Below are 22,771 nucleotides of genomic sequence, written 5' to 3' on the forward strand. Positions count from 1 at the left end.
CCGCCTGGGTCGGCGCGGGTTCGCGATGGGCGGCGTGGCGTGCGGCCCGGACACGCGAATGCCGCCGGACAGATGATCTGTCCGGCGGCATGAGCCGTTCGCGAGGTCTCGGGTCAGGTCTGGTCGGCCTCGCCGGTGGCCTGCTCCTGGGCCTCCTCGGGGGAGGTCTCCAGGTCGTCGCTCGCCTGGGCTGCGTTCGCCGTCTGCTTGTCCAGGCCGACCCAGCTCGTCACGCTCTCGACCGCGAACAGCACGCCGAGGTAGAGCGTGAGCGCGGCCAGCACCCACGTCAGCACGCCCAGCGCGGCGCCGGCGCCGACCAGCAGCAGCCGGAGTTCCCAGCCCAGCCCGGCCTGGAACACCCAGGGGGCCGGCCAGATGCTCTGCCGCGTCCGGTACACCGTGTCGTAGGTGTGGTAGCCGATCACGTAGATCAGCACGTACAGCAGCCACTTGGGCGCGTCGGCCGCCAGGCCGATCAGGATGATCGTGAGGAACTCGGCCGCCCGGATCAGCGGCGGCGTCAGCCAGTCGAGCTTGCCGAGGTGGTCGCGGGCCGCGGTGGGCAGCACCAGGACGATCATGACCAGCACCGGGACGAGCAGCATCGGCCCGTTCACCAGCATCCCGGTCACGGCCATCGCGATGATCGCCAGCAGCGCGGCGAGCGAGGCGGGCACCGGGGGCAGACCCGGACCGACCTTGTCGCGCAGCAGCGTGACCAGCGGGCCGTCGTCGCGGTAGGCGAGCAGCCGGGCGGTCTGCACGCGCAGCCGCTCCTCGTACGGATCCGGAGCGGGGATGGTCTGCGGCTGGGTGATCATGCGAGAGACCTCATCAGGCGTCCGGTGAGCGAGTAGGCGGCCCCGATGCCGCCCCAGATGATCAGTGTCAGGAAGGTGATCCTGGCGTCGAACAGGGCGCTGACGATCGCGATGGCGGCGAAGCGCTCCCCGATGGGGAACACGATCATCTTGCGGGCCCAGTGCACGGCCCGGTACCTGCCGGCCCTGCCCCACATCTTCAGCAGGCTGCGGATCCCGCTGGTCGTGGCGTTCTTGCGCTGCTCCAGAGCCTGGCGCAGGCCGGTGTCGGCGCTGACCGACAGCGCCACCGAGGGCAGCGGCGACGGGGGCTTGCGCCGGTTCGCCGCGCCGTAGGAGAAGTCGAGGAGGTGCTTGATGGACTGCACGCCGAGCGCGATCAGCGCCAGCGTCCAGACGTCGCCCACGCCGGAGACCGCCGCGCCGACCGCCAGGCCCGCGAAGACCACGTACTCCTTGAACCGGTCGAACGTGGCGTCCAGCCACGCCCCCAGCACGCCGAACTTGCGGGCGTACCGCGCGACCTGGCCGTCCACGCAGTCGAAGACGAACGCGAAGTAGATCAGCACGCCGCCCGCGACCATCCCGGCCCGCTCTCCGGTGGCGAAGCACAGCGCCGCCGCCACGCCCAGCGCGATCGAGATCAGCGTGACCTGGTTGGGGGTGAGCCCCCGCCTGGCGGCCCAGCGGGCGATGAACCGGGAGTAGGTGCTGACGAAGTACGTGGTGAAGAAGCCGTCGGCGCCCTTCACCGCGTTGTTCAGCCGCGCCTTGTCCTCGTTGAACGTGGACATCTCGGCGAGCGCCTCGGCGGCCTGCTCGGGAGAGGACACCCGGCGGAAGAACAGGTCGCGGCGACCGCGGATGCCAACGGATACGCCCTTGCGCACCAGGCCCAGGACCAGCAGCTGGACCAGGTCGTCGTCGGGACCCAGCAGGTGGGCCATGTCGGCCAGCTCGCGGGCGGCCTCGGCGAGGACGGGCGCGTGCTTGTGGTGCAGGTGCAGCGGGCCGAGCAGGACCGAGTTGGGCCGGGTCACCCCGTGGAAGGCCGAGCCCACCGAGATGACCCGGGACTTGCGGGCGCGCACCCGGACGGGCAGGCCCTCCAGCCTCCGGTCGCCGATCTCCGGCAGAGCCTCGTCGATCGGGACGTCGGGGACGATGACGTCGCCGTTCTCGTCCTCCTCCCGCGGCTCCTTGGTGATCAGCGCGAGGGCTCCGCGCTTCGACTTGGTGATCTGGTAGATCAGCTCGTCGTGGATCAGCGAGTTGGTCGGCAGGAAGAGCAGGTTCTCGGTGGCGCCCTCGACCGCGTCGGCCACGGCGCGCAGGTCGCCGGCCAGGTCGGAGGTCTCGACCAGGCTGCCGGGGAAGCCCCGGTGGGCGGCGGCGTCGCCCGAGCGGACGATCGTCACCGGCTGGGGGTCGAGGGAGGCGAGCTGGCCGTGCAGCTTGCCGATCACCGTGGGGCAGCCGGGAAGCGCGGGCAGGGTCAACGCGGCGGGCGTCGCCTGGCCGGGAGCGGCATCGGGGCCGGGCGATGAGCCCAGCAGGACCACGCGGGGCATGGCACCCTTTCGTGCGGAGACGGGTGTTGAGGCGGTGTAACCGGGGGCGGCATTTCGCCAGAGGCCAAAGTTTAGTGAGTTTTGGGTGAACAACACGCACCGGTGATCTATCCGTGTCGTTTGATCATGGTTCCACCTCTGCCAAGTGGACGGCCCCACTACACTGTGCGGGTGAGTCTGTACCGTGACGACGGCATCGTGCTGCGCACCCACAAGCTGGGCGAGGCCGACCGCATCGTCACCGTCCTGACCCGGCGGATGGGCAAGATCCGGGCCGTCGCCAAGGGGGTCCGGCGGACAACATCACGATTTGGGGGCAGGCTCGAGCCGTTCACCCACGTCGACCTCCAGCTCCACACCGGCCGCACGCTCGACATGATCACCCAGGCCGAGACCATCCGGCCGTACGGCGAGTCGCTCGTCTCCGACTACCCGCGCTACACGGCGGGCACCGCGATGCTGGAGACCGCCGACCGCCTGGTCATGGGGGAGAAGGAGCCCGCGCTGCGCCAGTTCCTGCTGCTCGTCGGCGGCCTGCGCACGCTCGGTTCAGGTGACCACGAGGCCAGGCTCGTCCTGGACGCCTACTTCCTGCGCTCCCTCGCCGTCGCCGGGTACGCCCCCGCCCTGGAGGCCTGCGCCCGGTGCAAGGCCGTCTCGGTACGGGCCTTCGCCATCGTGGCCGGGGGCGTGGTGTGCGGGACCTGCCGCCCCGCGGGCGCGGCGGTGCCCGAGGGGGAGACCCTCGCCCTGATGGTGGCGCTGCTCAAGGGCGACTGGCTCACCGCGGACGCCTCCGTCGCCCGGCACCGCGCCGAGTGCAGCGGCCTGGTCGCGGCCTACCTCCAGTGGCATCTCGAACACGGCATACGCTCTCTTCGACACGTAGAAAGGGAGCTCGCCACGTGAACGTCCGCCCACCCGTCCCGCATCCCTCCGGCGCCACCCCGCCCCCGATCCCGCGCGACCTCGTGCCCCGGCACGTGGCGATCGTGATGGACGGCAACGGGAGGTGGGCCAAGCAGCGCGGCCTGCCCCGCACCGAGGGGCACAAGGCGGGCGAGGCGTCGCTCTTCGACGTGATCGAGGGCGCGATCGAGCTCGGCATCCCCTACCTGTCGGCCTACGCCTTCTCCACGGAGAACTGGAAGCGCTCCCCCGACGAGGTCCGCTTCCTGATGGGTTTCAACCGCGACGTCATCCGCCGCCGCAGGGACCAGCTCCACGCGATGGGCGTGCGGGTCCGCTGGGCGGGCCGCCCCGGCCGGCTGTGGAGGAGCGTCATCCAGGAGCTGCGCGACGCCGAGGAGATGACCGAGGGCAACTCCACGCTCACCCTGCAGTTCTGCGTCAACTACGGCGGCCGCGCCGAGATCGTGGACGCCGCCCTGCGCCTGGCGCAGGACATCGCCGACGGGCGGGTGAAGCCGGGCCGGGTGAAGGAGGAGACCTTCGCCCGGTACCTGGACGAGCCGCAGATCCCCGACGTCGACCTGTTCGTGCGGTCCTCCGGCGAGCAGCGCATCTCCAACTTCCTGATCTGGCAGACGGCGTACGCCGAGATGGTCTTCCTCAACCGTCTCTGGCCCGACTTCGACCGCCGCGATCTGTGGGAGGCCTGCGAGACGTACGCCAAGCGCGACAGGAGATACGGGGGAGCGGTGCCGAACGCGGTCCCGTCCGCGCGGGACGCCTCGGGCGGCCCGGGTGCCGCAGCGGAATAATGTTATGTTCCGGGTGACGCAGACCCGCTGAGAGGTGCCCCCGGATGACTGTCAGGATCGAACGCGACGGGCCCGTCACCACCGTCGTGCTCTCCAGGCCCGAGGTCCGCAACGCCGTCGACGGCCCCACGGCGCGGGCGCTCGCCGACGCCTTCCGCGACTTCGACGCCGACCCCGGCGCGGCGGTGGCCGTGCTGTGGGGCGAGGGGGGCACGTTCTGCGCGGGAGCCGACCTCAAGGCCGTCGCCGAGGGCCGCGCCAACCGGGTGGACCCCGAGGGCGACGGGCCGATGGGGCCCACCCGGATGCGGCTCGGCAAGCCCGTGATCGCGGCCGTCGCCGGGCACGCGGTCGCCGGAGGGCTGGAGCTGGCCCTCTGGTGCGACCTGCGGGTGGCCGAGGAGGACGCGGTGTTCGGGGTCTTCTGCCGCCGCTGGGGCGTCCCGCTGGTCGACGGAGGCACCGTCCGGCTGCCGCGGCTGGTCGGGACGGGACGGGCGATGGACATGATCCTCACCGGCCGTCCGGTGGCCGCCGCGGAGGCCCTCGGCATGGGGCTGGTCGACCGGGTGGTGCCGGCCGGCACCTCGCGTGCCGCCGCCGAGAACCTGGCCGCCTCCATCGCGCGCTTTCCCCAGGAGTGCATGCGCGGCGACCGCATGTCGGTGCTGGAGCAGGAGGGGCTGCCCGAGCGGGAGGCCATGGCGGGGGAGCTGCGCCACGGCCTGAACGCCCTGCCCGGCGCGGTGGCCGGTGCGTCCCGCTTCGCCGCCGGAGCCGGCCGCCACGGCGACTTCGGCGCTCCGTGACCCGCGGTTCCCGGGCGGGGGCCGGGTTCGCGCCCCTCCGCGTCGCCTCGGCTCAGGCCTTGACCTCGCGCGGACGGCCGGTCTCCACCTCGTGGACGAAGCCGCGCACCGAGTCACGTCACAACCTACCCGCATTACCTACTCGGTCAACAGGTATCAGTGGAGGGCGACGTCAGGCCCGGCGCCGGGCGCGGTAGGCGGCGACGTGCATCCGGTTCCCGCAGGTGCGGCTGTCGCAGTAGACCCGCGAGCGGTTGCGTGACTCGTCCACGAAGACGTGGTCGCAGTCGGGTGCCGAGCAGGTGCGCAGGCGCTCCCACTCGCCCTCGACGAGCAGGTGGGCCAGGGCGACCCCGATGTCGGCCGCGAGGTGCTCGTGGAGCGAGGCGTCCGGCGCGAAGTAGTGGACGTGCAGGGGGTGGCCGTCGTGCTCCGCCAGGCGCGGGGTGATGCGGGTCCCGCTCAGCAGGGTGTTCAGCCGGATGACCGCGGTGGGCTGGTCCGGGGCGGTGAAGACCTTGTGGAAGGCCTCGCGCAGCGCGCGCACCTGGGTCAGGTCGGCGGCGTCCAGCTCGCCGATCCCGCTGACCTCCCAGCGCGCCACGAAGTCGCCGAGTTTCCTCAGGTCGGTCAGGGTGTCCTCGCCTCCGGTGGAAGGGGAGGTGTTGACCAGGTCGACCGCGGTGGCGAGTGAGTGCACCATGTCATGTCCGAATGGCATGTTGACTCCTGTAGGAGGCGATTGCAACGTGGAGGCGCGTACGGCGGCTCGCCGTGTCGGAAGCGTATCTCTCCCGTGGACCTCCGGCGCCCCCTCCCGGGCACCCGTCACCGTGGCGCGGCCCGTGCGACGAGGCTTTCCGTGAAGCATGTCCTGGTGAGCCGTGATGTTGTACGCCGCGTCCTGAAAACAGTCTCCTCGTACAGTGTGCTCCGTCGCGCCCGGGTGTCCGCTCGGGCGCGGTCAGGCGCGGCTCGGTGTGCGGAGCGGTTTGGCGGCGGTGGCGCAGGAGGCGCAGGTTCCGAAGATCTCCACCGTGTGGGTGATCTCGGTGAAGCCGTGCTCGGAACCGACGGTCTCGGCCCAGCGCTCCACCGCGGGCCCGGCCACCTCCACCGTGCGGCCGCACCTGCGGCAGACCAGGTGATGGTGGTGGTCGCCGCTGGCGCACGCCCGGTAGACCGACTCGCCGTCGTCGGTGCGCAGCACGTCGACGTGACCGGTGTCGGCGAGCGCCTGGAGCGCCCGGTAGACGGTGGTCAGTCCGATCTTGGCGCCTTCCGCGCGCATCTCCGCGTAGACGTCCTGCGCGCTGCGGAACCCCTCGCTCTGGCGGAGGATCGCGTGGACGGCGTCACGCCTGTTGCTCATGGGCTGGACTCCTGAGGTCGGCTTCGACGTACGAATCTACCGAGCCCGAGGGCGAGGACGAACCCCGCGAGAGCGACGATGACGATGATCGCGCCCGGCGGGACCTCGATGTAGAAGGAGGAGGTCAGGCCACCGACCGTGGAGATCATCCCGAACAACATGGAAAGGAACATCGTGCTCACGAACCCCCGGGTGAGCTGCTGGCTGGTCGCCACCGGTACCACCATCAACGCGCTCACCAGAAGCAATCCTACGACGCGCATGGCGATGACCACGGTCAGCGCGGCGGTCACGGCGATCAGCAGGCTGAGGAAGCGGACCGGCAGGCCGCTGGCCTTGGCGACCTCCTCGTCCTGGCACAGTACATAGAGTTCCCGCCCGAAGACGGTCACCACGCCGAGCACCGCCACCGCCAGCAGGCCGATCACCCACACGTCCTCGACGGCGACGCTGCTGATCGAGCCGAACAGGTAGGACATCAGCGTGGCGTTGCTCCCCCCGGGAGCCAGCGAGATGAGCAGCACACCTCCGGCGATGCCGCCGTAGAACAGCAGGGCGAGCGCCACGTCCCCGCTGGTCCTGCCGCGCTCGCGGACCAGTTCGATGGCCACGGCGCCCAGTATCGAGACCACCACGGCCGTCAGCACCGGGGCCGTTCCGGTCAGGAAGCCCAGGGCCACGCCGGTCAGCGCGACATGCCCGATGCCGTCGCCCAGCAGGGCCAGGCGGCGCTGGACCATGAACGTGCCGATGGCGGGGGCGGCCAGGCCGACCAGGAGAGCGGCGATCAGCGCCCGCTGCATGAAGTCGAACTGCAGAAGCTCGATCACGAGGCGGGCCTCCAGTCGAGCGGGCTCACGGGCTCCTCCTCGGCGTGCGGGTGCACATGGTCGTGGCCGGGCAGCGCGTGTGTGCCGACCGCCTGGGGTGGCGGGCCGTCGTGACACACGTACCCGTCCCGCAGGACCACCGCCCGGGTGATCAGGGGCTCCAGCGGGCCGAGCTCGTGCGCGACCAGCAGGACCGTCTTGCCCTGCGCGACGAGCGTGGACAGGGTCTCCGCGAGGAGCAGCTGGCTCTCGGAGTCGACGCCCGCCGTGGGCTCGTCCATGACGAAGGTGTCGGGCTCTCCGGCGAGGGCGCGGGCGATCAGCACCCGCTGCTGCTGCCCGCCGGACAGCGCCTGCACCGGATCGGAGGCGCGGTGGGCCAGCCCGACGGCCGCCAGGGCCCTGCCGGTCGCCTCACGGTCGGCCGCGCCGGTCGGGCGCAGCCGGCGCTGCCTCGCGATCCTGCCGGAGGCGACGACCTCGCGGATCGTGGTCGGCACACCCCCGCCCACCGAGAGCCGCTGGGGTACGTAGCCGATCCGCCACCATTCGCGGAACCGGGCGGGCGGCCTGCCGTACAGGAGGGTCTCGCCGCCGGAGAGGGGGATGAGGCCGAGCAGGGCGCGGATGAGGGTGGACTTTCCCGATCCGTTCGCGCCGAGCACCGCCACCGCCTCACCGGGCTCGACGGACAGGTCGATCCCGCGAAGCACCGGACGGCGGTCCAGGTTGACCTGGCCGCCGTTCATGGTGAAAACCGTTTTGCTGGATGTCACGTGTGGCCTTTACGAGCAGCCGAGGGCTGCCTGGAGTGTGGAGAGGTTCTGGCGCATGGCGGACAGGTAGTCGCCGTTCGACGGCTGGCTCTCCACCGGATCGAGGACCGCGGTCTTCGCACCGACCTCCTGGGCGAGAATCTCGCCGACCTTCGGGCTGACGAGGGTTTCGGTGAAAATCGTAGTTACTTTCTCCTGCTTGGCCACTTTTGCCACTTCAGCGAGGCGAGCGGGAGAGGGCTCGCCGTCGGGGTCGAGGCCGCTGATACCGATCTGGTGCAGCTTGTAGCGGTCGGCGAGATAGCCGAAAGCGGCGTGGCTGGTGACGATCGCGTCCGAGGAACAGGTGGCCAGGCCCTTGGCCAGCTCCCCGTCCAGGGTGGTGAGGTCGGCGGCGGTGGCGGCGGCGCGGTCCCGGTAACCCCGCGCGTGCGCGGGGTCGGCGGTGGCCAGCCTCTCGCCGAGCTTGGTGGCGACCGTCGCGAAGCGGGCCGGGTCGAGCCAGAGGTGGGGGTCGTGACCGGTCTCCTCGTGGTCGTGCCCCTCCTCACCGTGGTCCTCCTCCTCCGCGACCGCGGGAAGGGGGGTGACCGAGGTGGCCGCGTCGAAGGCCCGGTCGGCGGCGTGCTGCTCGACGGCCTCGTCCACCGCGGGCTGGACGCCCTTGATGTAGACGACGAGCCCCGTCTTCTCCAGCCCGGCCACCTGGAGCGGGGACAACTCCAGATCGTGCGGCTCGACGCCGGGCTTGGTCAGGCCGGCGACGGTCGCGTCGGGACCGCCCACCCGCTCGGCGAGCCACTGCAGGGGATACATGGCCGCGGTGACGGCGGGTTTCCCGTCCGCGGAAACGCCCGATGCCTCCCCGGATGAGCCGCCGGTGGTCGAGCCGGCCTCGGCACCGCAGGCGGTGACGGCGGCGAGGAGGACGGCGGACGCGGCCAGGCTGGCATTACGTATGCGGATACGTCGGGAGGACTCGGACATCATGCTAGCTAGTATGCGCGTAAATGAAAATGGTTGTCAAAGTCGGGTCTCGCGCGATGCCCGCGACCGGGAACGGGAGGCCTTCGGACGGCGGGCCTCCGGACGGCGGGCGTCAGAGAGCCCGGCCGGCGAAGGGGGCGAGTATCGCGGGCCGGGCTCTCGTCGCCGGGCCGGGGAGCCGCCGCTCTCCGGCCTCGGCGGTCGGTGGTGGGGGAACGCGGTGATCCCGGCCCGGGCTCAGCCGGGGACCAGGCCGACGCGTCCTTCCCCGGTGTAGACGTTCATCGAGCTGCCCCTGACGAACCCGATGAGTGTCAGCCCCGTCTCGGCGGCCAGCTCCACGGCCAGCGAGGAGGGGGCCGAGACGGCGGCGAGGATCGGGATACCGGCCATCACCGCCTTCTGGACCAGCTCGAAGGAGGCGCGTCCCGACACCATGAGCACGGTCGAGGCCAGCGGCAGGCGCCCGTCGCGCAGCGCCCAGCCCACCAGCTTGTCCACCGCGTTGTGCCGGCCCACGTCCTCGCGCACGCAGAGCACGTCGCCGCCGAGCGTGAACAGGCCCGCGGCGTGCAGGCCGCCGGTCCGGTCGAACACCCGCTGCGCCGCGCGAAGCCGGTCGGGCAGCGCCGCGATCACCTCGGCCGTCACCGGCGCGGGATCGCCGTCCACCCGCCATTTCGCGACCGTGCGGACCGCGTCGAGCGAGGCCTTGCCGCACACCCCGCACGAGGAGGTGGTGTAGAAGTTGCGCTCCAGGGAGGTCGCCGGCGGGGAGGTGCCCGCGGCCAGCCTGACGTCGAGCACGTTGTAGGTGTTGGCGCCGTCGGCGGTGGCGCCCGCGCAGTAGCGGATCGCGGTGACCTCCTCGGCGGAGGTGACCACCCCCTCGCTCACCAGGAAGCCCGCCGCCAGGTCGAAGTCGTCGCCCGGCGTGCGCATGGTGATCGTGAGCGGCCGTCCGTCGAGCCGGATCTCCAGCGGCTCCTCGGCCGCCAGCACGTCGACCCGGTGGGCGGCCGCGGCCTCCCGCAGCCGCAGGACCCGGCGCTTGACGGTGACCCTACCCATCGGCGGAGGCCGTCCGCGTGCCGGGGACAGGTCCGGAGGCGGAACCGGGGACGGGTACGGAGGCGGGTACGGAAGCAGGGCCGGAGAGGGGGATCGTGTCCTCCGAGGTGGCCACGTTCTGGACGTGCTGGAAGCCGAAGCGGCCCTTGATGCACAGGTTGCCGTGGGTGACCGGGTTGTCGTGCGGCGAGCTCACCTTGACGATCCGGTTGTCCTGCACGTGCAGGGTCAGGTTGCAGCCGACCCCGCAGTAGCTGCAGATCGTCGTCGTCTCGGTCTGCCGGGACTCGTCCCAGCTGCCCGCGGCACGCATGTCGAACTCGCTCTTGAACGACAGCGCCCCGGTGGGGCAGACCTCCACGCAGTTGCCGCAGTAGACGCAGGCGGAGTCGGTGAGCGGGGCGTCGTGCTCGGTCGAGATCATCGCGTCGAAGCCCCGCCCGGCGACCGAGATGGCGAAGCTGTTCTGCCACTGGTCGCCGCAGGCGTCGACACACTTGTAGCAGAGGATGCACTTGGAGTAGTCGCGCACGTAGAGGTCGTTGTCGACCTTCGCGGGCTGCGCGACCGTGGCGGCCTCCTCGCCGAAGCGGTCGGGCCGCGCGCCGTACTCCTCGATCCACTCGGCCGCGCGTGGTGTGGTGGACAGGTCGGCCGTCGAGGCCAGCAGCTCCAGGACGATCTTGCGGCTGTGCCGGGCACGCTCGGTCGCGGTGCCGACGGCCATGCCGGGCTCGGCCCTGCGCGAGCAGGCGGGGGCGAGCGTACGGGCGCCCTCGACCTCGACCACGCAGACCCGGCAGGCGTTCTTCGGGGTGAGGGTGTCGCCGTAGCAGAGGGTCGGGATGTCCTTGCCCGCCGCCGAGCAGGCGTCCAGCACGGTCGAGCCCTCCGGCACCCGGACCGGGTCGCCGTCGACGGTCATCTCGATCAGCCGCCGGGGCGGCTGCAGGGGAACACTCATGATGCCTCCGAGGGGGAGAAGACGCCCAGCCGGTCGATGGCCGACTCGACGGCGTTCCAGGCGGTCTGGCCGAGCCCGCAGATCGAGGCGTCGCGCATGGCCTGGCCGACCTCCCGCAGCAGCGCGATGTCACCGGAGGTGGGCCTGCGGCGCAGCCGGTGCAGCGCCTCCTCCTGCCGCACGGTGCCCACCCGGCAGGGCACGCACTGCCCGCACGACTCGTCGCGGAAGAACTCCGCGATGCGCACGAGGATGTGCGCCAGGTCGACGCTGTCGTCGAGCACCAGGACCACGCCCGAACCCAGTGTCGTGCCGGCCGCCCGGGTGCCCTCGAAGGTCAGCGGGACGTCGAGCTCGTCCGGGCGGACGAATCCGCCGGCCGCGCCGCCCAGCAGCACCGCCCGGAGCTGCCCGGTCGCGCCCCCGGACAGGTCGAGGAGCTCGCGCAGGGTGGCGCCGAACGGCAGCTCGTAGACGCCCGGTCTGGCGACCGTGCCCGAGACGCAGAACAGCTTGGTGCCCGTCGAGCCCTCCGTGCCGGTCGCCGCGTAGGCGGCCGCCCCGCCGGCCAGGATGGGCAGCACGTTGACCAGGGTCTCGACGTTGTTGACCACGGTGGGCTTGCCGAACAGGCCCTTCTCCACGGGGAAGGGCGGTTTGCTGCGCGGCTCGCCGCGGAAGCCCTCGATCGAGTTGAAGATCGCGGTTTCCTCGCCGCAGATGTAGGCGCCCGCGCCGCGCCTGATCTCGATGTCGAAGGCGAAGCCCTGCCCCATGACATCGGCCCCGAGCAGGCCGCGCGCACGGGTGACCTCGATGGCGTGGGCCATCCGGCTGATCGCCCGGGGATACTCCCCGCGGATGTAGAGGTAGCCCTTGGGGCAGCCGGTGGCGTACGCGGCGATGGTCATCGCCTCCACCAGCGCGTACGGGTCGCCCTCCATGACCACGCGGTCCTTGAAGGTGCCCGGTTCGCTCTCGTCCGCGTTGCAGACCAGGTAGTGGGGGTGGTCGAGCTGGCGGGCCGCGGCCTCCCACTTGCGCCCGGTGGGGAACGCCGCCCCGCCCCGCCCGACGAGACCGGATTCGAGCACCTCGCGGATGACACCGGCGGGGCCGATCCTGACGGCCTCGCGCAGCGCGGTGTAGCCGCCCTCGGCCCGGTAGTCGTCCAGGCTCGCCGGGTCGACGACGCCCACCCGGCGCAGCAGCACGAGGGAGGGGTCGCCCGCCTGCGGGACGGCGTGCTCGGCGGGGGGCTCCGCACGCTCGGCCAGGGCGGGGCCGCCGGTGGCGTCCATGCCGCTGAGACCGCCGAGCTTGCTGAGGTCCCTCACCTTGCTCGCGTCGCCCGCGCCGCCGGCGCCGCTCGTGCCGTCCGCGTGGTCGGCGTCGCCCGTGCCGCCCGTGCCGTCGGCGCCCTCCGCGGCACGAGCGTCGCCCGCGTTGCCGACGTCGCCCGTGCCGCTCGCGTCGCCGGTGTCGTGGGCCCGGCCGGCTCCGTTGGCCGCGCCGCTTCCGTTGGCGCCGCCCCCGTCCGGGCCGCCGTGTCCGTTCGCGCCACCGGTGGAGGCCGGTGCCGGTTCGGCCGGGCCGTACACGGTCGCCCCCGGGAACTCACCGGCCTGCAGGGCCAGTGCGGCGGGTGCCCGCTCGCACAGGCCGAGACAGGGGCTCGGCTGCCAGGACATGCCGGGCGGGCCGAGCCTCTCCTCGGTGCTCCGCCGCACCGCGTCGGCGCCGCGCGCCTGGCAGGCCAGGTCGGTGCAGACGTGGAGCACCCGCGCCGGTCGCGGCTTCACGGAGAACAGCGAGTAGAAGGTCGCCACCCCGTACGCCTCGGCGGGCGGCACGGTCAGGCGGCGGCAGATGTAGTCGAGGGCTCCCTCGCTGATCCACCCGATCCTGTCGTTGACCGCGTGCAGCGCGGGGAGCAGGAGATCGCGCCTGTTGCGGGCCTCGTGTCCGCCGACGGCGATCCGCAGGTCGTCGTCCGAGCGGGCGCCGCCCTCCCAGCCCGTCGCGGGGGCGCCGAGGAAGGCGTCGACGGCGGCGCGTTCCTCGGCCGAAGGCCGGGCGTCACTGAACCGGAGATCCACGCCCCCTTCACCCGGCCTTCGCGGGTACGAGCTTGTCGACGCGCACGGCGGCGGCCTTGAACTCCGCGGTGCCCGCGATCGGGCAGGTGGCCTCGATGGTGAGGGAGTTGGTGTCGACCTCGTCGGGGAAGTGCATCGTCATGAAGACCAGGCCGGGACGCAGGGCCGGGTCGATGTGGACGGGGGCGACGACCGAGCCGCGCCGGGAGCTGATCCTGACCTCCTCGCCGGGACTCACCCCCAGCCGCGCGGCGTCCTCGGGGGACAGCTCGATGTTCTCGCCCCTGCGCAGCGGCGAGGCGAACCCGGACGACTGCACGCCGGTGTTGTAGGAGTCGAGACGGCGGCCGGTGGTGAGCCGCAGGGGATATTCGTCGTCGAGCAGGTCGACCGGCGGGGAGTGTTCGAGCACCGCGAACGGCGCGGCCCTGCCCCGCCGGGCCGGGTCGCTCTCCCAGAGCCGCCCGTGCAGGAAGGGCGGTTCGAGGGAGTCCTCCGACGGGCAGGGCCACTGGATGCCCTGCAGCTTGTCGAGCCTGTCGTAGGTCATGCCGGTGTGGGCGGGGGAGAGGGCGCGGAGCTCGTCCCAGACCTCCTCGGCACCGGTGTAGTTCCAGTCGTGGCCCAGGCGGCGGGCCAGCTCGCAGAGGATCCAGATGTCGTCGCGGGCCTCGCCCGGAGCCTGGAGCGCCTTGCGGACCCGCTGCACCCGCCGCTCGCTGTTGGTGAAGGTGCCCTCGCTCTCGCACCAGGCCGCGCCCGCCGGCAGCACCACGTCGGCCATCTGGGCGGTCTTGGTCAGGAAGATGTCCTGCACGACCAGGTGGTCGAGCATGCTGAGCCGCTTGACGCAGTTCAGCGAGTCGGCCTCGGACTGCACCGGGTTCTCCCCGATGAGGTAGCAGGTGGTGACCTCGCCCTCGGCCATCCCCTCCAGCATCTCGGTGAGGTTGCGGCCGTAGCGCGGCTGGATGGGTGCATCCCACGCCTGCTCGAACTTGACGCGGATCTCCGGGTCGAGGATGTCCTGGAAGCCGGGCAGCCGGTTGGGGATGGCTCCCATGTCCCCGCCGCCCTGCACGTTGTTCTGGCCGCGCAGGGGGGACAGGCCCGAACCGTAGCGCCCGACGTGGCCGGTGAGCAGCGCCAGGTTGATGAGGGCGCGCACGTTGTCGGTGGCGTTGTGGTGCTCGGTGATGCCGAGCGTCCAGCACAGCTGGGCGCGGTCGGCCCTGGCGTAGGCGTGCGCGAGCTCCCGGATGGCGGCCGCGGGCACGCCGGTGACCTGCTCGGCCACCGGGAGCGTCCACGGCTCGACCGAGGCGGCGAACTCCTCGAAGCCCTCGGTGGCGCGCTCGATGAACGAGGCGTTGTGCAGCCCCGCGTGGATGATCTCCCGGGCCACCGCGTGCGCGAGCGGGATGTCGGTGCCCACGTTGAGGCCCAGCCAGAGGTCGGCCCACTCGGCGGTGCCCGTGCGGCGGGGGTCGACCGCGAACATGCGGGCGCCCTTCCTTATCCCCTTGAGCACGTGGTGGAAGAAGATCGGGTGCGCGTTGCGCGCCGCCGAGCCCCACATCAGGATCACGTCGGCGTCCTCCACCTCCTGGTAGGAGGAGGTGCCGCCGCCGCTGCCGAAGGCCGCGGACAGGCCCGCCACGCTCGGGGCGTGGCAGGTGCGGTTGCAGGAGTCGACGTTGTTGGTGCCGATCACGACCCGGGTGAACTTCTGGCCCACGTAGTTCATCTCGTTGGTGGAACGGGCGCACGACAGCATCGCGAAGGAGTCGGGCCCGTGTTGCTCGACATTGCGCCGGAAGCCCTCCGCGGCCCGTTGCAGCGCCTCGTCCCAGGTGGCGCGGCGCAGCACGCCGTCTTCACGGACAAGGGGATGGGTGAGCCGGTCGTAGTGCTCGGCGCGGTCCCCGCGGTCCCTCTTCATACCCCATCCTTTCGACAGTCCTGTATACAGTCTACGGTATGTCGTATTAACTGGCGGCGGCAAGGTTTTCCCGGACCCGCTCGTCCAGGAGGTCGGCGACCGCGTGGATCGCCCGTAGCGTGGGCACCTCGGCGCCGGTCAGGTCGGCCAGTTCCACAACGGCGGCGAGGAGCACGTCGAGCTCCAGGGGCTTGCCCTTCTCCAGGTCCTGGAGCGTGGAGGTCTTGTGCTCCCCCGCCCGCTCGGCGCCCGCGATCCGGCGCTCGATTGAGATGTCCGGCTCGCAGCCCACCCGGCGGGCCACGTCGACGGTCTCGCGCATCATGGTGACGACGAGGTCGCGCGTCCCGCGGTGACGGCAGATGCCCGCCATGGTCGCCCGGGTGAGCGCGCTGATCGGGTTGAAGGCGATGTTGCCCATGAGCTTGATCCAGATGTCGCGCCGCAGATCCGTCTCGACGGGACATTTCAGCCCGCCCTCGATCATGGCGGCGCTGAAGTCGACGCAGCGTGAGGAGAGGGAGCCGTCGGGCTCGCCGATGGAGAAGCGGGTGCCCTCCAGGTGGCGGATCACGCCGGGCGCCTCGATCTCCGTCGCCGCGTAGACGACGCATCCGATGGCGCGCTCCAGCGGCAGGGCGGCGGTGACCGCCCCGCCGGGGTCGACGCTCTCGATCACGTGGCCCTGGTAGGGGCCGGGCAGCCGGTGGAAATACCACCACGGGATGCCGTTCTGGGCCGCGATGAGGCCGGTGGTCTCGTGGAGCAGCGGCCGGATCATGGGCCCGGCCGCCGCGTAGGAGTTGGCCTTGAGGCCGAGGAAGACGTGGTCCACCGGGCCGACCTCGCGGGGGTCGTCGGTGGTGTGGGGGTGGGCGGTGAAGTCTCCGCGCGGGCTCAGCACGCGCACTCCCGATTCGCGCATCGCCGCGAGGTGCTCTCCGCGGGCGATCAGATGCACCTCGGCGCCCGCCCTGCACAGGGCGGCGCCGACGTAGGCGCCGATGGCGCCGGCGCCAAGAACAGCGACTTTCACAAGAGGCTCCGTCCTCGCGTCCATAGTGCATTCGGTATACAGTATGGAAAAAATCCGGTCAAGGAGCCGCCGATGGCCGTCCCCCGATCCACCGTCCACGAAGCCCCGTCCCGCGATCCGGGCACCACGCCCTCGCAGCCCCCGCCGCGACCCGGCGGGCCGACCGAGGGAGCGTCGCACCGCGGCGCCCCCGCGGAGACGCTCCCGTGGGAGTCGGCCCGCCGGGTCGCCGCGTCCGCCGCGGGGCCGCTCCCCCCGGTCGACCTCCCCCTCCATCTGGCGTACGGCTGCCGCCTGGCCGCGCCGCTGCACGCCCTCGTCCCGGTGCCGGGCGCCGACGTGGCCGCGATGGACGGCTACGCGGTCGCGGGTGATCCACCCTGGCGGATCGCGGGCCTCGTGCTGGCCGGGGGCGCGCCCTTCGGGGCCGCGCTCGCGCCCGGCACGGCGGTGGAGATCGCCACCGGTGCCCCGGTGCCCGAGGGGGCCGAGGCGGTGCTGCCCTACGAGCTGGCCGTACGGACCGGCGGGGCGCCGGGGGCCGGACCGGTCCCCGGGGGCGGGCCGCCGGACCGATCCGTGCCGCCGGACCGATCCGTGCCGCCGGGCCGGTTCGCGCCGCCGCTCGGCCGGTTCGCGCCGCGGGGCGGGGAGCCGTGGCCGGCGGGCGAGCCGGCCGGCGAGTGGGTGTCGGCCCCGGCGGGGGCGGTCGAGCCCGGCAGGCACATCCGGCGGCGCGGTGAGGACTGCCCGCTGGGGACCGTGGTGCTCACGGCCGGTTCGGCCGTCACGCCCGCGGTCCTCGGCCTGGCGGCAGGGCTCGGGCACGACGTGCTCCGCGTACGGCCCAGACCGCTGGTGTCCGTGCTGGTCACGGGCGACGAGGTGGTGACGCGTGGGCTGCCGGGCCCGGGGCGGGTGCGCGACGCGATCGGTCCGATGCTGCCGGGGCTCGTCGAGTGGGCGGGCGGCCGCACCGAGGCGCCGCGGTGGCTGCCCGACGGGGCGCGGGCGCTGGCCGTCGCGCTCGCGGGGACCCCGGACGGTCCGCCGGGCCAGGTGATCGTGGTCTGCGGCGCCTCGTCGAAGGGGCCCGCCGACCACCTGAGGGCGGTGCTCGCCGGGCTCGGGGCGGAGATCCTCGTCGACGGCGTCGCGGTGCGTCCCGGCCATCCGCAACTCCTCGCCAGGCTCCCCGGCGGGCGCCTGGTGGCGGGGCTGCCGGGCAATCCCTACGCCGCCCTGGTCGCCGCGCTGACGTTGCTCGCCCCGGCGGTCCGGGCGCTCGCGGGCGGCCCCGAGGCCCCGCGCGAGCGGTCCGCGCTGACCGGTCACGTACGACCCCACCACACCGACACCCGCATGGTCGCGGTGCGGCGCGGCGGACGCGGCGCGGTGCCCGTCGGGCACGACCGACCGGGATCGCTGTGGGGGGCCGCGCTCGCCGAGGCGCTCGCGGTCGTCCCGCCCGGGTGGGGGGGCGAGCCGGTCGAGCTCGTCCCACTGCCCGCACAAAGGGTCTAGACATCCCTGGACCCCGGGGGTAACCATTGCCCTCATACGGTATGCAGTATGGAGAACACAATCGAGAGGACCACCAGAATGACCCAGCCAGCGGACACGGCGCCGGAAACCATCTCCGGAGGCCACCTGGTGGCGAAGGCGCTCAAGGCGGAGGGGATCGATGTGATCTTCACGCTCTGCGGCGGCCACATCATCGACATCTACGACGGTTGCGTCGACGAGGGCATCGAGGTCATCGACGTCCGCCACGAGCAGGTGGCGGCGCACGCGGCCGACGGTTACGCCCGGATCACCGGCAAGCCGGGTTGCGCGGTCGTGACGGCGGGGCCGGGCACCACCGACGCGGTGACCGGCGTGGCCAACGCCTTCAGGGCGGAGAGCCCCATGCTGCTCATCGGGGGGCAGGGGGCTCTGAGCCAGCACAAGATGGGCTCGCTGCAGGACCTGCCCCACGTCGACATGATGACCCCGATCACCAAGTTCGCGGCCACGGTCCCCTCGACCGAGCGGGTGGCCGACATCGTCTCGATGGCCTTCAGGGAGTGCTACCACGGCGCTCCCGGGCCGTCCTTCCTGGAGATCCCGCGCGACGTCCTCGACGCCAGCGTCCCGCTCTCCAAGGCCCGCATTCCCGAGGCGGGCCGTTACCGTGCCTCGGTACGCCAGGCCGGAGACCCCGAGGCCGTCGAGCGTCTCGCCGACCTGCTGGCCCACGCGGAGAAGCCCTGCGTCCTGCTGGGCAGCCAGGTCTGGACCACCCGGGGCACCGACGACGCGATCAACTTCGTCCGCGCCCTCAACATTCCCGCCTACATGAACGGCTCGGCCCGCGGCACGCTGCCCCCCGGCGACCCGCACCACTTCCAGCTCTCCCGGCGCTACGCCTTCACCAACGCCGACCTGATCATCATCGTCGGCACCCCGTTCGACTTCCGGATGGGCTACGGCAAGCGCCTGTCGCCCTCGGCGACGGTGGTCCAGATCGACCTCGACTACCGCACCGTCGGCAAGAACCGCGACGTCGACCTGGGCATCGTCGGTGACGCCGGGCTGATCCTGGCCGCGGCCACCCAGGCCGCCTCGGGCCGTGTCGAGAACGGCGCGACCCGGCGCAAGGAGTGGCTGGAGGAGCTGCGCGCGGTCGAGACCGCGGCCTACGAGAAGCGGCTGCCCCGCCAGCTCTCCGGTGCGCAGCCGATCGACCCCTACCGCCTGGTCCACGAGATCAACGAGTTCATGACCGAGGACACCATCTACATCGGCGACGGCGGCGACATCGTCACCTTCTCCGGTCAGGTCGTCCAGCCCAAGTCGCCCGGGCACTGGATGGACCCCGGGCCGCTCGGCACCCTCGGCGTCGGCGTCGCCTTCGCCATGGCGGCCAAGTACGCCAGGCCCGACAAGGAGGTGCTCTGCCTCTTCGGAGACGGGGCGTTCAGCCTCACCGGCTGGGACTTCGAGACGATGGTCCGCTTCGACCTGCCGTTCATCGGCGTCATCGGCAACAACTCGTCGATGAACCAGATCCGCTACGGCCAGGCCGCCAAGTACGGCGAGAACCGCGGCCGGGTCGGCAACACCCTCGGCGACGTCAGATACGACGAGTTCGCCCGGATGCTGGGCGGCCACGGCGAGGAGGTCAGGGACCCCGCCGACATCAGGCCCGCGCTGGAGCGTGCCCGCGAGTCGGGCAAGCCCGCCCTGATCAACGTGTGGGTCGATCCGGACGTCTACGCGCCCGGAACCATGAACCAGACCATGTACAAGTGAGGGGGACCCCATGAAGGCACTGGAAGGTGTCCGCGTCCTCGACATGACCCACGTGCAGTCGGGTCCGTCCTGCACGCAGCTCCTGGCCTGGCTCGGCGCCGATGTGATCAAGCTGGAGGCGCCCTCCGGCGACATCACCCGCAAGCAGCTGCGCGACGTCCCCGACGTCGACAGCCTCTACTTCACGATGCTGAACTGCAACAAGCGCAGCATCACCCTCAACATGAAGAGCGAGCGCGGCAAGCAGCTCTTCACCGAGCTGCTGCGCGACTCCGACATCCTGGTGGAGAACTTCGGGCCCGGCGCGGTGGACCGGATGGGGTTCTCCTGGGACCGGATCCAGGAGCTCAACCCGCGGCTGGTCTACGCCTCGATCAAGGGTTTCGGCCCGGGACGCTACGCCAAGTTCAAGGCGTACGAGGTGATCGCCCAGGCGATGGGCGGCTCGATGAGCACCACCGGCTTCGAGGACGGCCCGCCGCTGGCCACCGGCGCCCAGATCGGCGACTCGGGCACCGGCATCCACGCCGTGGCCGGCATCCTGGCCGCCCTCTACCAGCGCGAGCAGACCGGGCGCGGCCAGCGCGTCCAGGTGGCCATGCAGCACGCGGTGCTCAACCTGTGCCGGGTGAAGCTCCGTGACCAGCAGCGGCTCGGACACGGGCCCCTGTCGGAGTACCCCAACAAGACCTTCGGCGACGAGGTGCCGCGCTCGGGCAACGCCTCGGGCGGCGGCCAGCCCGGCTGGGCCGTGCGGTGCGCCCCCGGCGGGCCCAACGACTACATCTACGTCATCGTGCAGCCGGTCGGCTGGGCACCGCTCGCCGGGATCATCGGCCGCCCCGAGCTGGCCGACGACCCCGAGTGGGCCACTCCCGAGGCGCGCCTGCCCAACCTCGACAAGATGTTCCAGCTCATCGAGGAGTGGAGCATCACCCGCGACAAGTGGGAGGTCCTCGACCTGCTCAACGCCGCCAACATCCCCTGCGGCCCGATCCTGTCCACCAAGGAGCTGCTGGAGGACGAGAGCCTGCGGCGGGAGGGCGCGCTGGTCGAGGTCGACCACCCCCAGCGCGGCTCCTTCGTGACGGTCGGCAGCCCGCTGCACCTGTCGGACTCGCCGGTGGACGTCACCGCACCGCCCCTGCTCGGCGAGCACAACACCGAGATCTACGCCGGCCTCGGCCTGTCCGCCGACGAGCTGGCCGAGCTGAAGACGAACGGAGTCATCTGATGGCGCATGACCAGGCCACCGTACGCGAGGTGCTGGACAAGGCCCGTGCCGAGGGCCGCACCGCGCTGACCGCCCCCGAGGGCAGGAGGATCTGCCAGGCGTACGGCATCTCGACCCCGGGTGAGGGGGTGGCGACCTCGGCCGAGGAGGCGGTGTCGCTCGCCGGGGAGATCGGCCTGCCCGTGGTGCTCAAGATCGTGTCCCCCGACATCCTGCACAAGACCGAGGCGGGCGGGGTGCTCGTCGGCCTGGCCGACCTCGACGCGGTGCGCGCCGGCTACGACCGGATCCTGGCCTCCGCGCGCTCGTACGACCCGGAGGCGTCGATCGACGGCGTCCAGGTGCAGGCCATGGTCGGTGCCGGGCACGAGGTGATCATCGGCGCGGTCACCGACCAGACCTTCGGCAAGGTCGTCGCCTTCGGGCTCGGCGGGGTGCTCGTCGAAGTCCTCAAGGACGTGACCTTCCGGCTGGCCCCCCTCTCGGGTGATGATGCACTCGGGATGCTGGACGACATCAGGGCGGCGGAGGTGCTCCGTGGTGTCCGTGGTGCGGAGGCGGCCGACAGGGGGGCGCTGGCGAACATGATCGAGCGGGTCGGCGCGCTCGTCGGGGACTTTCCCGAGATCGCGGAGGTGGACCTGAACCCCGTCTTCGCCACCGCCGACGGGGCCACGGCCGCCGACGTGCGCATCCTCCTCGACGCCGACCCCGTCGCCGCGCCCGCCCGCCTCTCGCGGGAGGAGATCCTCGCCGGGATGAACCGGATCTTCAAGCCGCGCGCCGTCGCGGTGATCGGCGCCTCCGGCGAGACCGGCAAGATCGGCAACTCGGTCATGCGCAACCTGATCAACGGCGGCTACCGGGGCCACATCTACCCGATCAACCCGAAGGCCCCGGAGATCCTCGGGCTGCCCGCCTACCCCAGCATCGCCGACGTGCCGGGCGAGGTCGACGTGGCGGTCTTCGCCATCCCGGCCAAGTTCGTGCCCGCGGCACTGGAGGAGGCCGGGCGCAAGGGGGTGGCGGGAGCCATCATGATCCCCTCCGGGTTCGCCGAGACGGGCAACGTCGAGGGCCAGCAGGAGATCGTCGAGATCGCCCGCAAGCACGGCATGCGGATGCTCGGCCCCAACATCTACGGCTACTACTACACGCCGGAAAACCTGTGCGCCACGTTCTGCACGCCGTACGACGTGAAGGGCGGGGTCGCGCTGACCTCGCAGAGCGGTGGCATCGGCATGGCCATCCTCGGCTTCAGCCGCACCACCGGGATGGGCGTCTCGGCGATCGTCGGGGTCGGCAACAAGGCCGACGTCGACGAGGACGACCTGCTCACCTTCTTCGAGCAGGACGACAACACCAACTGCGTGGCCATGCACCTGGAAGACCTCAAGGACGGGCGCGGGTTCGTCGAGGCCGCCCAGCGGATGGTCGCCAAGAAGCCGGTGATCGTGCTCAAGGCCGGGCGCACCGCGATGGGCGCGCGGGCCGCGGGCTCGCACACCGGAGCGCTGGCCGGCGACGACAAGGTCTACGACGACATCCTCCGCCAGGCGGGCGTCGTGCGGGCCCCGGGCCTCAACGACATGCTCGAGTACGCCAGAGCGCTGCCGCTGATGCCCGCGCCCAAGGGGGAGAACGTCGTCATCATCACCGGGGCGGGCGGCTCGGGAGTGCTGCTCTCCGACGCCTGCGTCGACAACGGACTGACCCTCATGGAGATCCCGCCGGATCTCGACGAGGCCTTCCGCGCCTACATCCCGCCCTTCGGGGCGGCGGGCAACCCCGTCGACATCACCGGTGGCGAACCGCCCAGCACCTACGAGAACACCATCAGGCTGGGCCTGACCGACCCCCGCGTGCACGCGCTGGTGATCGGCTACTGGCACACGATCGTCACCCCGCCGATGGTCTTCGCCGAGCTGGTCGCGCGGGTCGTGGCCGAGGAGCGGGCCAAGGGCAACGACAAGCCCGTGGTCGCCTCGCTGGCCGGTGACACCGAGGTCGAGCAGGCCTGTGACCATCTCTTCGCGAACGGGGTGATCGCCTACCCGTACACCACGGAGAAGCCCGTGGCCGTGCTCGGTGCCAAGTATCGCTGGGCGAGGGCCGCAGGGTTGCTGCGCGGCTGAGCCGCGCCTCATGAGCGAGGGGGCGAATCGGGGCACTCGCAGGATCAACCAACCCCCCAGGAGGTCCGCAGGTGGACACATCGAGAACACCGGCTGCAGCGGA

At 71.9% G+C, this 22,771-nt stretch carries 19 protein-coding genes; 7 read left to right on the forward strand and 12 right to left on the reverse strand.

The genetic code is table 11. The annotated features are described in order from the left end of the window. Positions 1–113 precede the first annotated feature (113 nt). Entirely contained in the window at positions 114–824 is a 711-nt protein-coding gene (locus tag ACTOQ3_RS10550) for a DUF5941 domain-containing protein (RefSeq protein WP_440083153.1), read from the reverse strand. Continuing rightward, positions 821–2,395 (reverse strand): CDP-alcohol phosphatidyltransferase family protein, encoded by a 1,575-nt coding sequence (locus tag ACTOQ3_RS10555; protein WP_440083154.1) that lies wholly within the window; start codon positions 2,393–2,395, stop codon positions 821–823. Before ACTOQ3_RS10555 ends, ACTOQ3_RS10550 begins: the two co-directional genes overlap by 4 nt. A 171-nt stretch (positions 2,396–2,566) precedes the next feature. On the opposite strand from ACTOQ3_RS10555, the gene recO reads away from it, so the two are divergent. The 3 genes from recO to ACTOQ3_RS10570 are packed head-to-tail and all read left to right on the forward strand — an operon-like array spanning position 2,567 to position 4,928. Further along, positions 2,567–3,304 (forward strand): DNA repair protein RecO, encoded by a 738-nt coding sequence (gene recO / locus ACTOQ3_RS10560; protein ID WP_440083155.1) that lies wholly within the window; start codon positions 2,567–2,569, stop codon positions 3,302–3,304. Continuing rightward, on the forward strand, positions 3,301–4,119 hold the full coding sequence (locus ACTOQ3_RS10565; protein ID WP_440070075.1) for an isoprenyl transferase: 819 nt from the start codon (positions 3,301–3,303) through the stop codon (positions 4,117–4,119). Before recO ends, ACTOQ3_RS10565 begins: the two co-directional genes overlap by 4 nt. Before the next feature lie 44 nt (positions 4,120–4,163). Beyond that, a complete protein-coding gene (locus ACTOQ3_RS10570) occupies positions 4,164–4,928 on the forward strand; it encodes a crotonase/enoyl-CoA hydratase family protein (protein WP_440083156.1) in 765 nt (254 codons plus the stop codon). Positions 4,929–5,100: 172 nt separating this feature from the next. Here ACTOQ3_RS10570 and ACTOQ3_RS10575 read toward each other — a convergent pair whose 3' ends face one another. From ACTOQ3_RS10575 to ACTOQ3_RS10620, 10 genes are all read right to left on the reverse strand, one after another. Next, the gene (locus ACTOQ3_RS10575) at positions 5,101–5,649 is read right to left on the reverse strand and encodes a CGNR zinc finger domain-containing protein (RefSeq protein ID WP_344748104.1); all 549 of its coding nucleotides are present in this window, start codon (positions 5,647–5,649) and stop codon (positions 5,101–5,103) included. Positions 5,650–5,892: 243 nt separating this feature from the next. Continuing rightward, positions 5,893–6,300, reverse strand: coding sequence for a Fur family transcriptional regulator (locus tag ACTOQ3_RS10580; protein WP_440083157.1), 408 nt, complete (start codon positions 6,298–6,300; stop codon positions 5,893–5,895). Continuing rightward, positions 6,297–7,130 (reverse strand): metal ABC transporter permease, encoded by an 834-nt coding sequence (locus ACTOQ3_RS10585; RefSeq protein ID WP_440083158.1) that lies wholly within the window; start codon positions 7,128–7,130, stop codon positions 6,297–6,299. Before ACTOQ3_RS10585 ends, ACTOQ3_RS10580 begins: the two co-directional genes overlap by 4 nt. Further along, on the reverse strand, positions 7,127–7,879 hold the full coding sequence (locus ACTOQ3_RS10590) for a metal ABC transporter ATP-binding protein (protein WP_440070210.1): 753 nt from the start codon (positions 7,877–7,879) through the stop codon (positions 7,127–7,129). The genes ACTOQ3_RS10585 and ACTOQ3_RS10590 overlap by 4 nt, the downstream gene beginning before the upstream one ends. A gap of 36 nt (positions 7,880–7,915) precedes the next feature. Next, positions 7,916–8,896 (reverse strand): metal ABC transporter substrate-binding protein, encoded by a 981-nt coding sequence (locus tag ACTOQ3_RS10595; protein WP_440083159.1) that lies wholly within the window; start codon positions 8,894–8,896, stop codon positions 7,916–7,918. Positions 8,897–9,130: 234 nt separating this feature from the next. Further along, entirely contained in the window at positions 9,131–9,964 is an 834-nt protein-coding gene (fdhD, locus tag ACTOQ3_RS10600) for a formate dehydrogenase accessory sulfurtransferase FdhD (protein ID WP_440083160.1), read from the reverse strand. Beyond that, positions 9,957–10,928, reverse strand: coding sequence for a 2Fe-2S iron-sulfur cluster-binding protein (locus tag ACTOQ3_RS10605; RefSeq protein WP_440083161.1), 972 nt, complete (start codon positions 10,926–10,928; stop codon positions 9,957–9,959). The genes fdhD and ACTOQ3_RS10605 overlap by 8 nt, the downstream gene beginning before the upstream one ends. After that, entirely contained in the window at positions 10,925–13,027 is a 2,103-nt protein-coding gene (locus tag ACTOQ3_RS10610) for an NAD(P)H-dependent oxidoreductase subunit E (protein WP_440083162.1), read from the reverse strand. Before ACTOQ3_RS10610 ends, ACTOQ3_RS10605 begins: the two co-directional genes overlap by 4 nt. 7 nt (positions 13,028–13,034) lie before the next feature. Continuing rightward, positions 13,035–14,969: a molybdopterin oxidoreductase family protein gene (locus ACTOQ3_RS10615; protein WP_440083163.1), complete on the reverse strand. Its 1,935-nt coding sequence runs from the start codon at positions 14,967–14,969 to the stop codon at positions 13,035–13,037. Positions 14,970–15,015: 46 nt separating this feature from the next. Continuing rightward, complete coding sequence (locus ACTOQ3_RS10620; protein ID WP_440083164.1) at positions 15,016–16,005, reverse strand: 2-dehydropantoate 2-reductase; 990 nt, start codon at positions 16,003–16,005, stop codon at positions 15,016–15,018. Positions 16,006–16,077: 72 nt separating this feature from the next. Here ACTOQ3_RS10620 and ACTOQ3_RS10625 point away from each other — a divergent pair, with 72 nt between their 5' ends. From ACTOQ3_RS10625 to ACTOQ3_RS10640, 4 genes are all read left to right on the forward strand, one after another. After that, a complete protein-coding gene (locus ACTOQ3_RS10625; protein WP_440083165.1) occupies positions 16,078–17,529 on the forward strand; it encodes a molybdopterin molybdotransferase MoeA in 1,452 nt (483 codons plus the stop codon). Between the two features lie 78 nt (positions 17,530–17,607). Next, a complete protein-coding gene (locus ACTOQ3_RS10630; RefSeq protein WP_440083166.1) occupies positions 17,608–19,299 on the forward strand; it encodes a thiamine pyrophosphate-binding protein in 1,692 nt (563 codons plus the stop codon). Between the two features lie 10 nt (positions 19,300–19,309). Further along, positions 19,310–20,533: a formyl-CoA transferase gene (gene frc, locus ACTOQ3_RS10635; protein ID WP_440083167.1), complete on the forward strand. Its 1,224-nt coding sequence runs from the start codon at positions 19,310–19,312 to the stop codon at positions 20,531–20,533. Then, complete coding sequence (locus ACTOQ3_RS10640; RefSeq protein ID WP_440083168.1) at positions 20,533–22,668, forward strand: acetate--CoA ligase family protein; 2,136 nt, start codon at positions 20,533–20,535, stop codon at positions 22,666–22,668. Before frc ends, ACTOQ3_RS10640 begins: the two co-directional genes overlap by 1 nt. The last annotated feature ends 103 nt before the right edge of the window (positions 22,669–22,771 follow it).

Origin of the sequence: Streptosporangium sp. LJ11 (assembly GCF_051918945.1) — a bacterium.
In the GTDB taxonomy this organism is placed as follows: domain Bacteria; phylum Actinomycetota; class Actinomycetes; order Streptosporangiales; family Streptosporangiaceae; genus Streptosporangium.

What these genes read in the sequence shown, in the direction of transcription:
- ACTOQ3_RS10605 (WP_440083161.1), bottom strand. Translation starts at nt 10,928, where the DNA reads ATGAGTGTTCCCCTGCAGCCGCCCCGGCGGCTGATCGAGATGACCGTC.
- ACTOQ3_RS10625 (WP_440083165.1), top strand. Translation starts at nt 16,078, where the DNA reads ATGGCCGTCCCCCGATCCACCGTCCACGAAGCCCCGTCCCGCGATCCG.
- ACTOQ3_RS10575 (WP_344748104.1), bottom strand. Translation starts at nt 5,649, where the DNA reads ATGCCATTCGGACATGACATGGTGCACTCACTCGCCACCGCGGTCGAC.
- ACTOQ3_RS10640 (WP_440083168.1), top strand. Translation starts at nt 20,533, where the DNA reads ATGGCGCATGACCAGGCCACCGTACGCGAGGTGCTGGACAAGGCCCGT.
- fdhD (WP_440083160.1), bottom strand. Translation starts at nt 9,964, where the DNA reads ATGGGTAGGGTCACCGTCAAGCGCCGGGTCCTGCGGCTGCGGGAGGCC.
- ACTOQ3_RS10555 (WP_440083154.1), bottom strand. Translation starts at nt 2,395, where the DNA reads ATGCCCCGCGTGGTCCTGCTGGGCTCATCGCCCGGCCCCGATGCCGCT.
- frc (WP_440083167.1), top strand. Translation starts at nt 19,310, where the DNA reads ATGAAGGCACTGGAAGGTGTCCGCGTCCTCGACATGACCCACGTGCAG.
- ACTOQ3_RS10615 (WP_440083163.1), bottom strand. Translation starts at nt 14,969, where the DNA reads ATGAAGAGGGACCGCGGGGACCGCGCCGAGCACTACGACCGGCTCACC.
- ACTOQ3_RS10570 (WP_440083156.1), top strand. Translation starts at nt 4,164, where the DNA reads ATGACTGTCAGGATCGAACGCGACGGGCCCGTCACCACCGTCGTGCTC.
- ACTOQ3_RS10550 (WP_440083153.1), bottom strand. Translation starts at nt 824, where the DNA reads ATGATCACCCAGCCGCAGACCATCCCCGCTCCGGATCCGTACGAGGAG.
- ACTOQ3_RS10580 (WP_440083157.1), bottom strand. Translation starts at nt 6,300, where the DNA reads ATGAGCAACAGGCGTGACGCCGTCCACGCGATCCTCCGCCAGAGCGAG.
- ACTOQ3_RS10595 (WP_440083159.1), bottom strand. Translation starts at nt 8,896, where the DNA reads ATGATGTCCGAGTCCTCCCGACGTATCCGCATACGTAATGCCAGCCTG.
- ACTOQ3_RS10630 (WP_440083166.1), top strand. Translation starts at nt 17,608, where the DNA reads ATGACCCAGCCAGCGGACACGGCGCCGGAAACCATCTCCGGAGGCCAC.
- ACTOQ3_RS10590 (WP_440070210.1), bottom strand. Translation starts at nt 7,879, where the DNA reads ATGAACGGCGGCCAGGTCAACCTGGACCGCCGTCCGGTGCTTCGCGGG.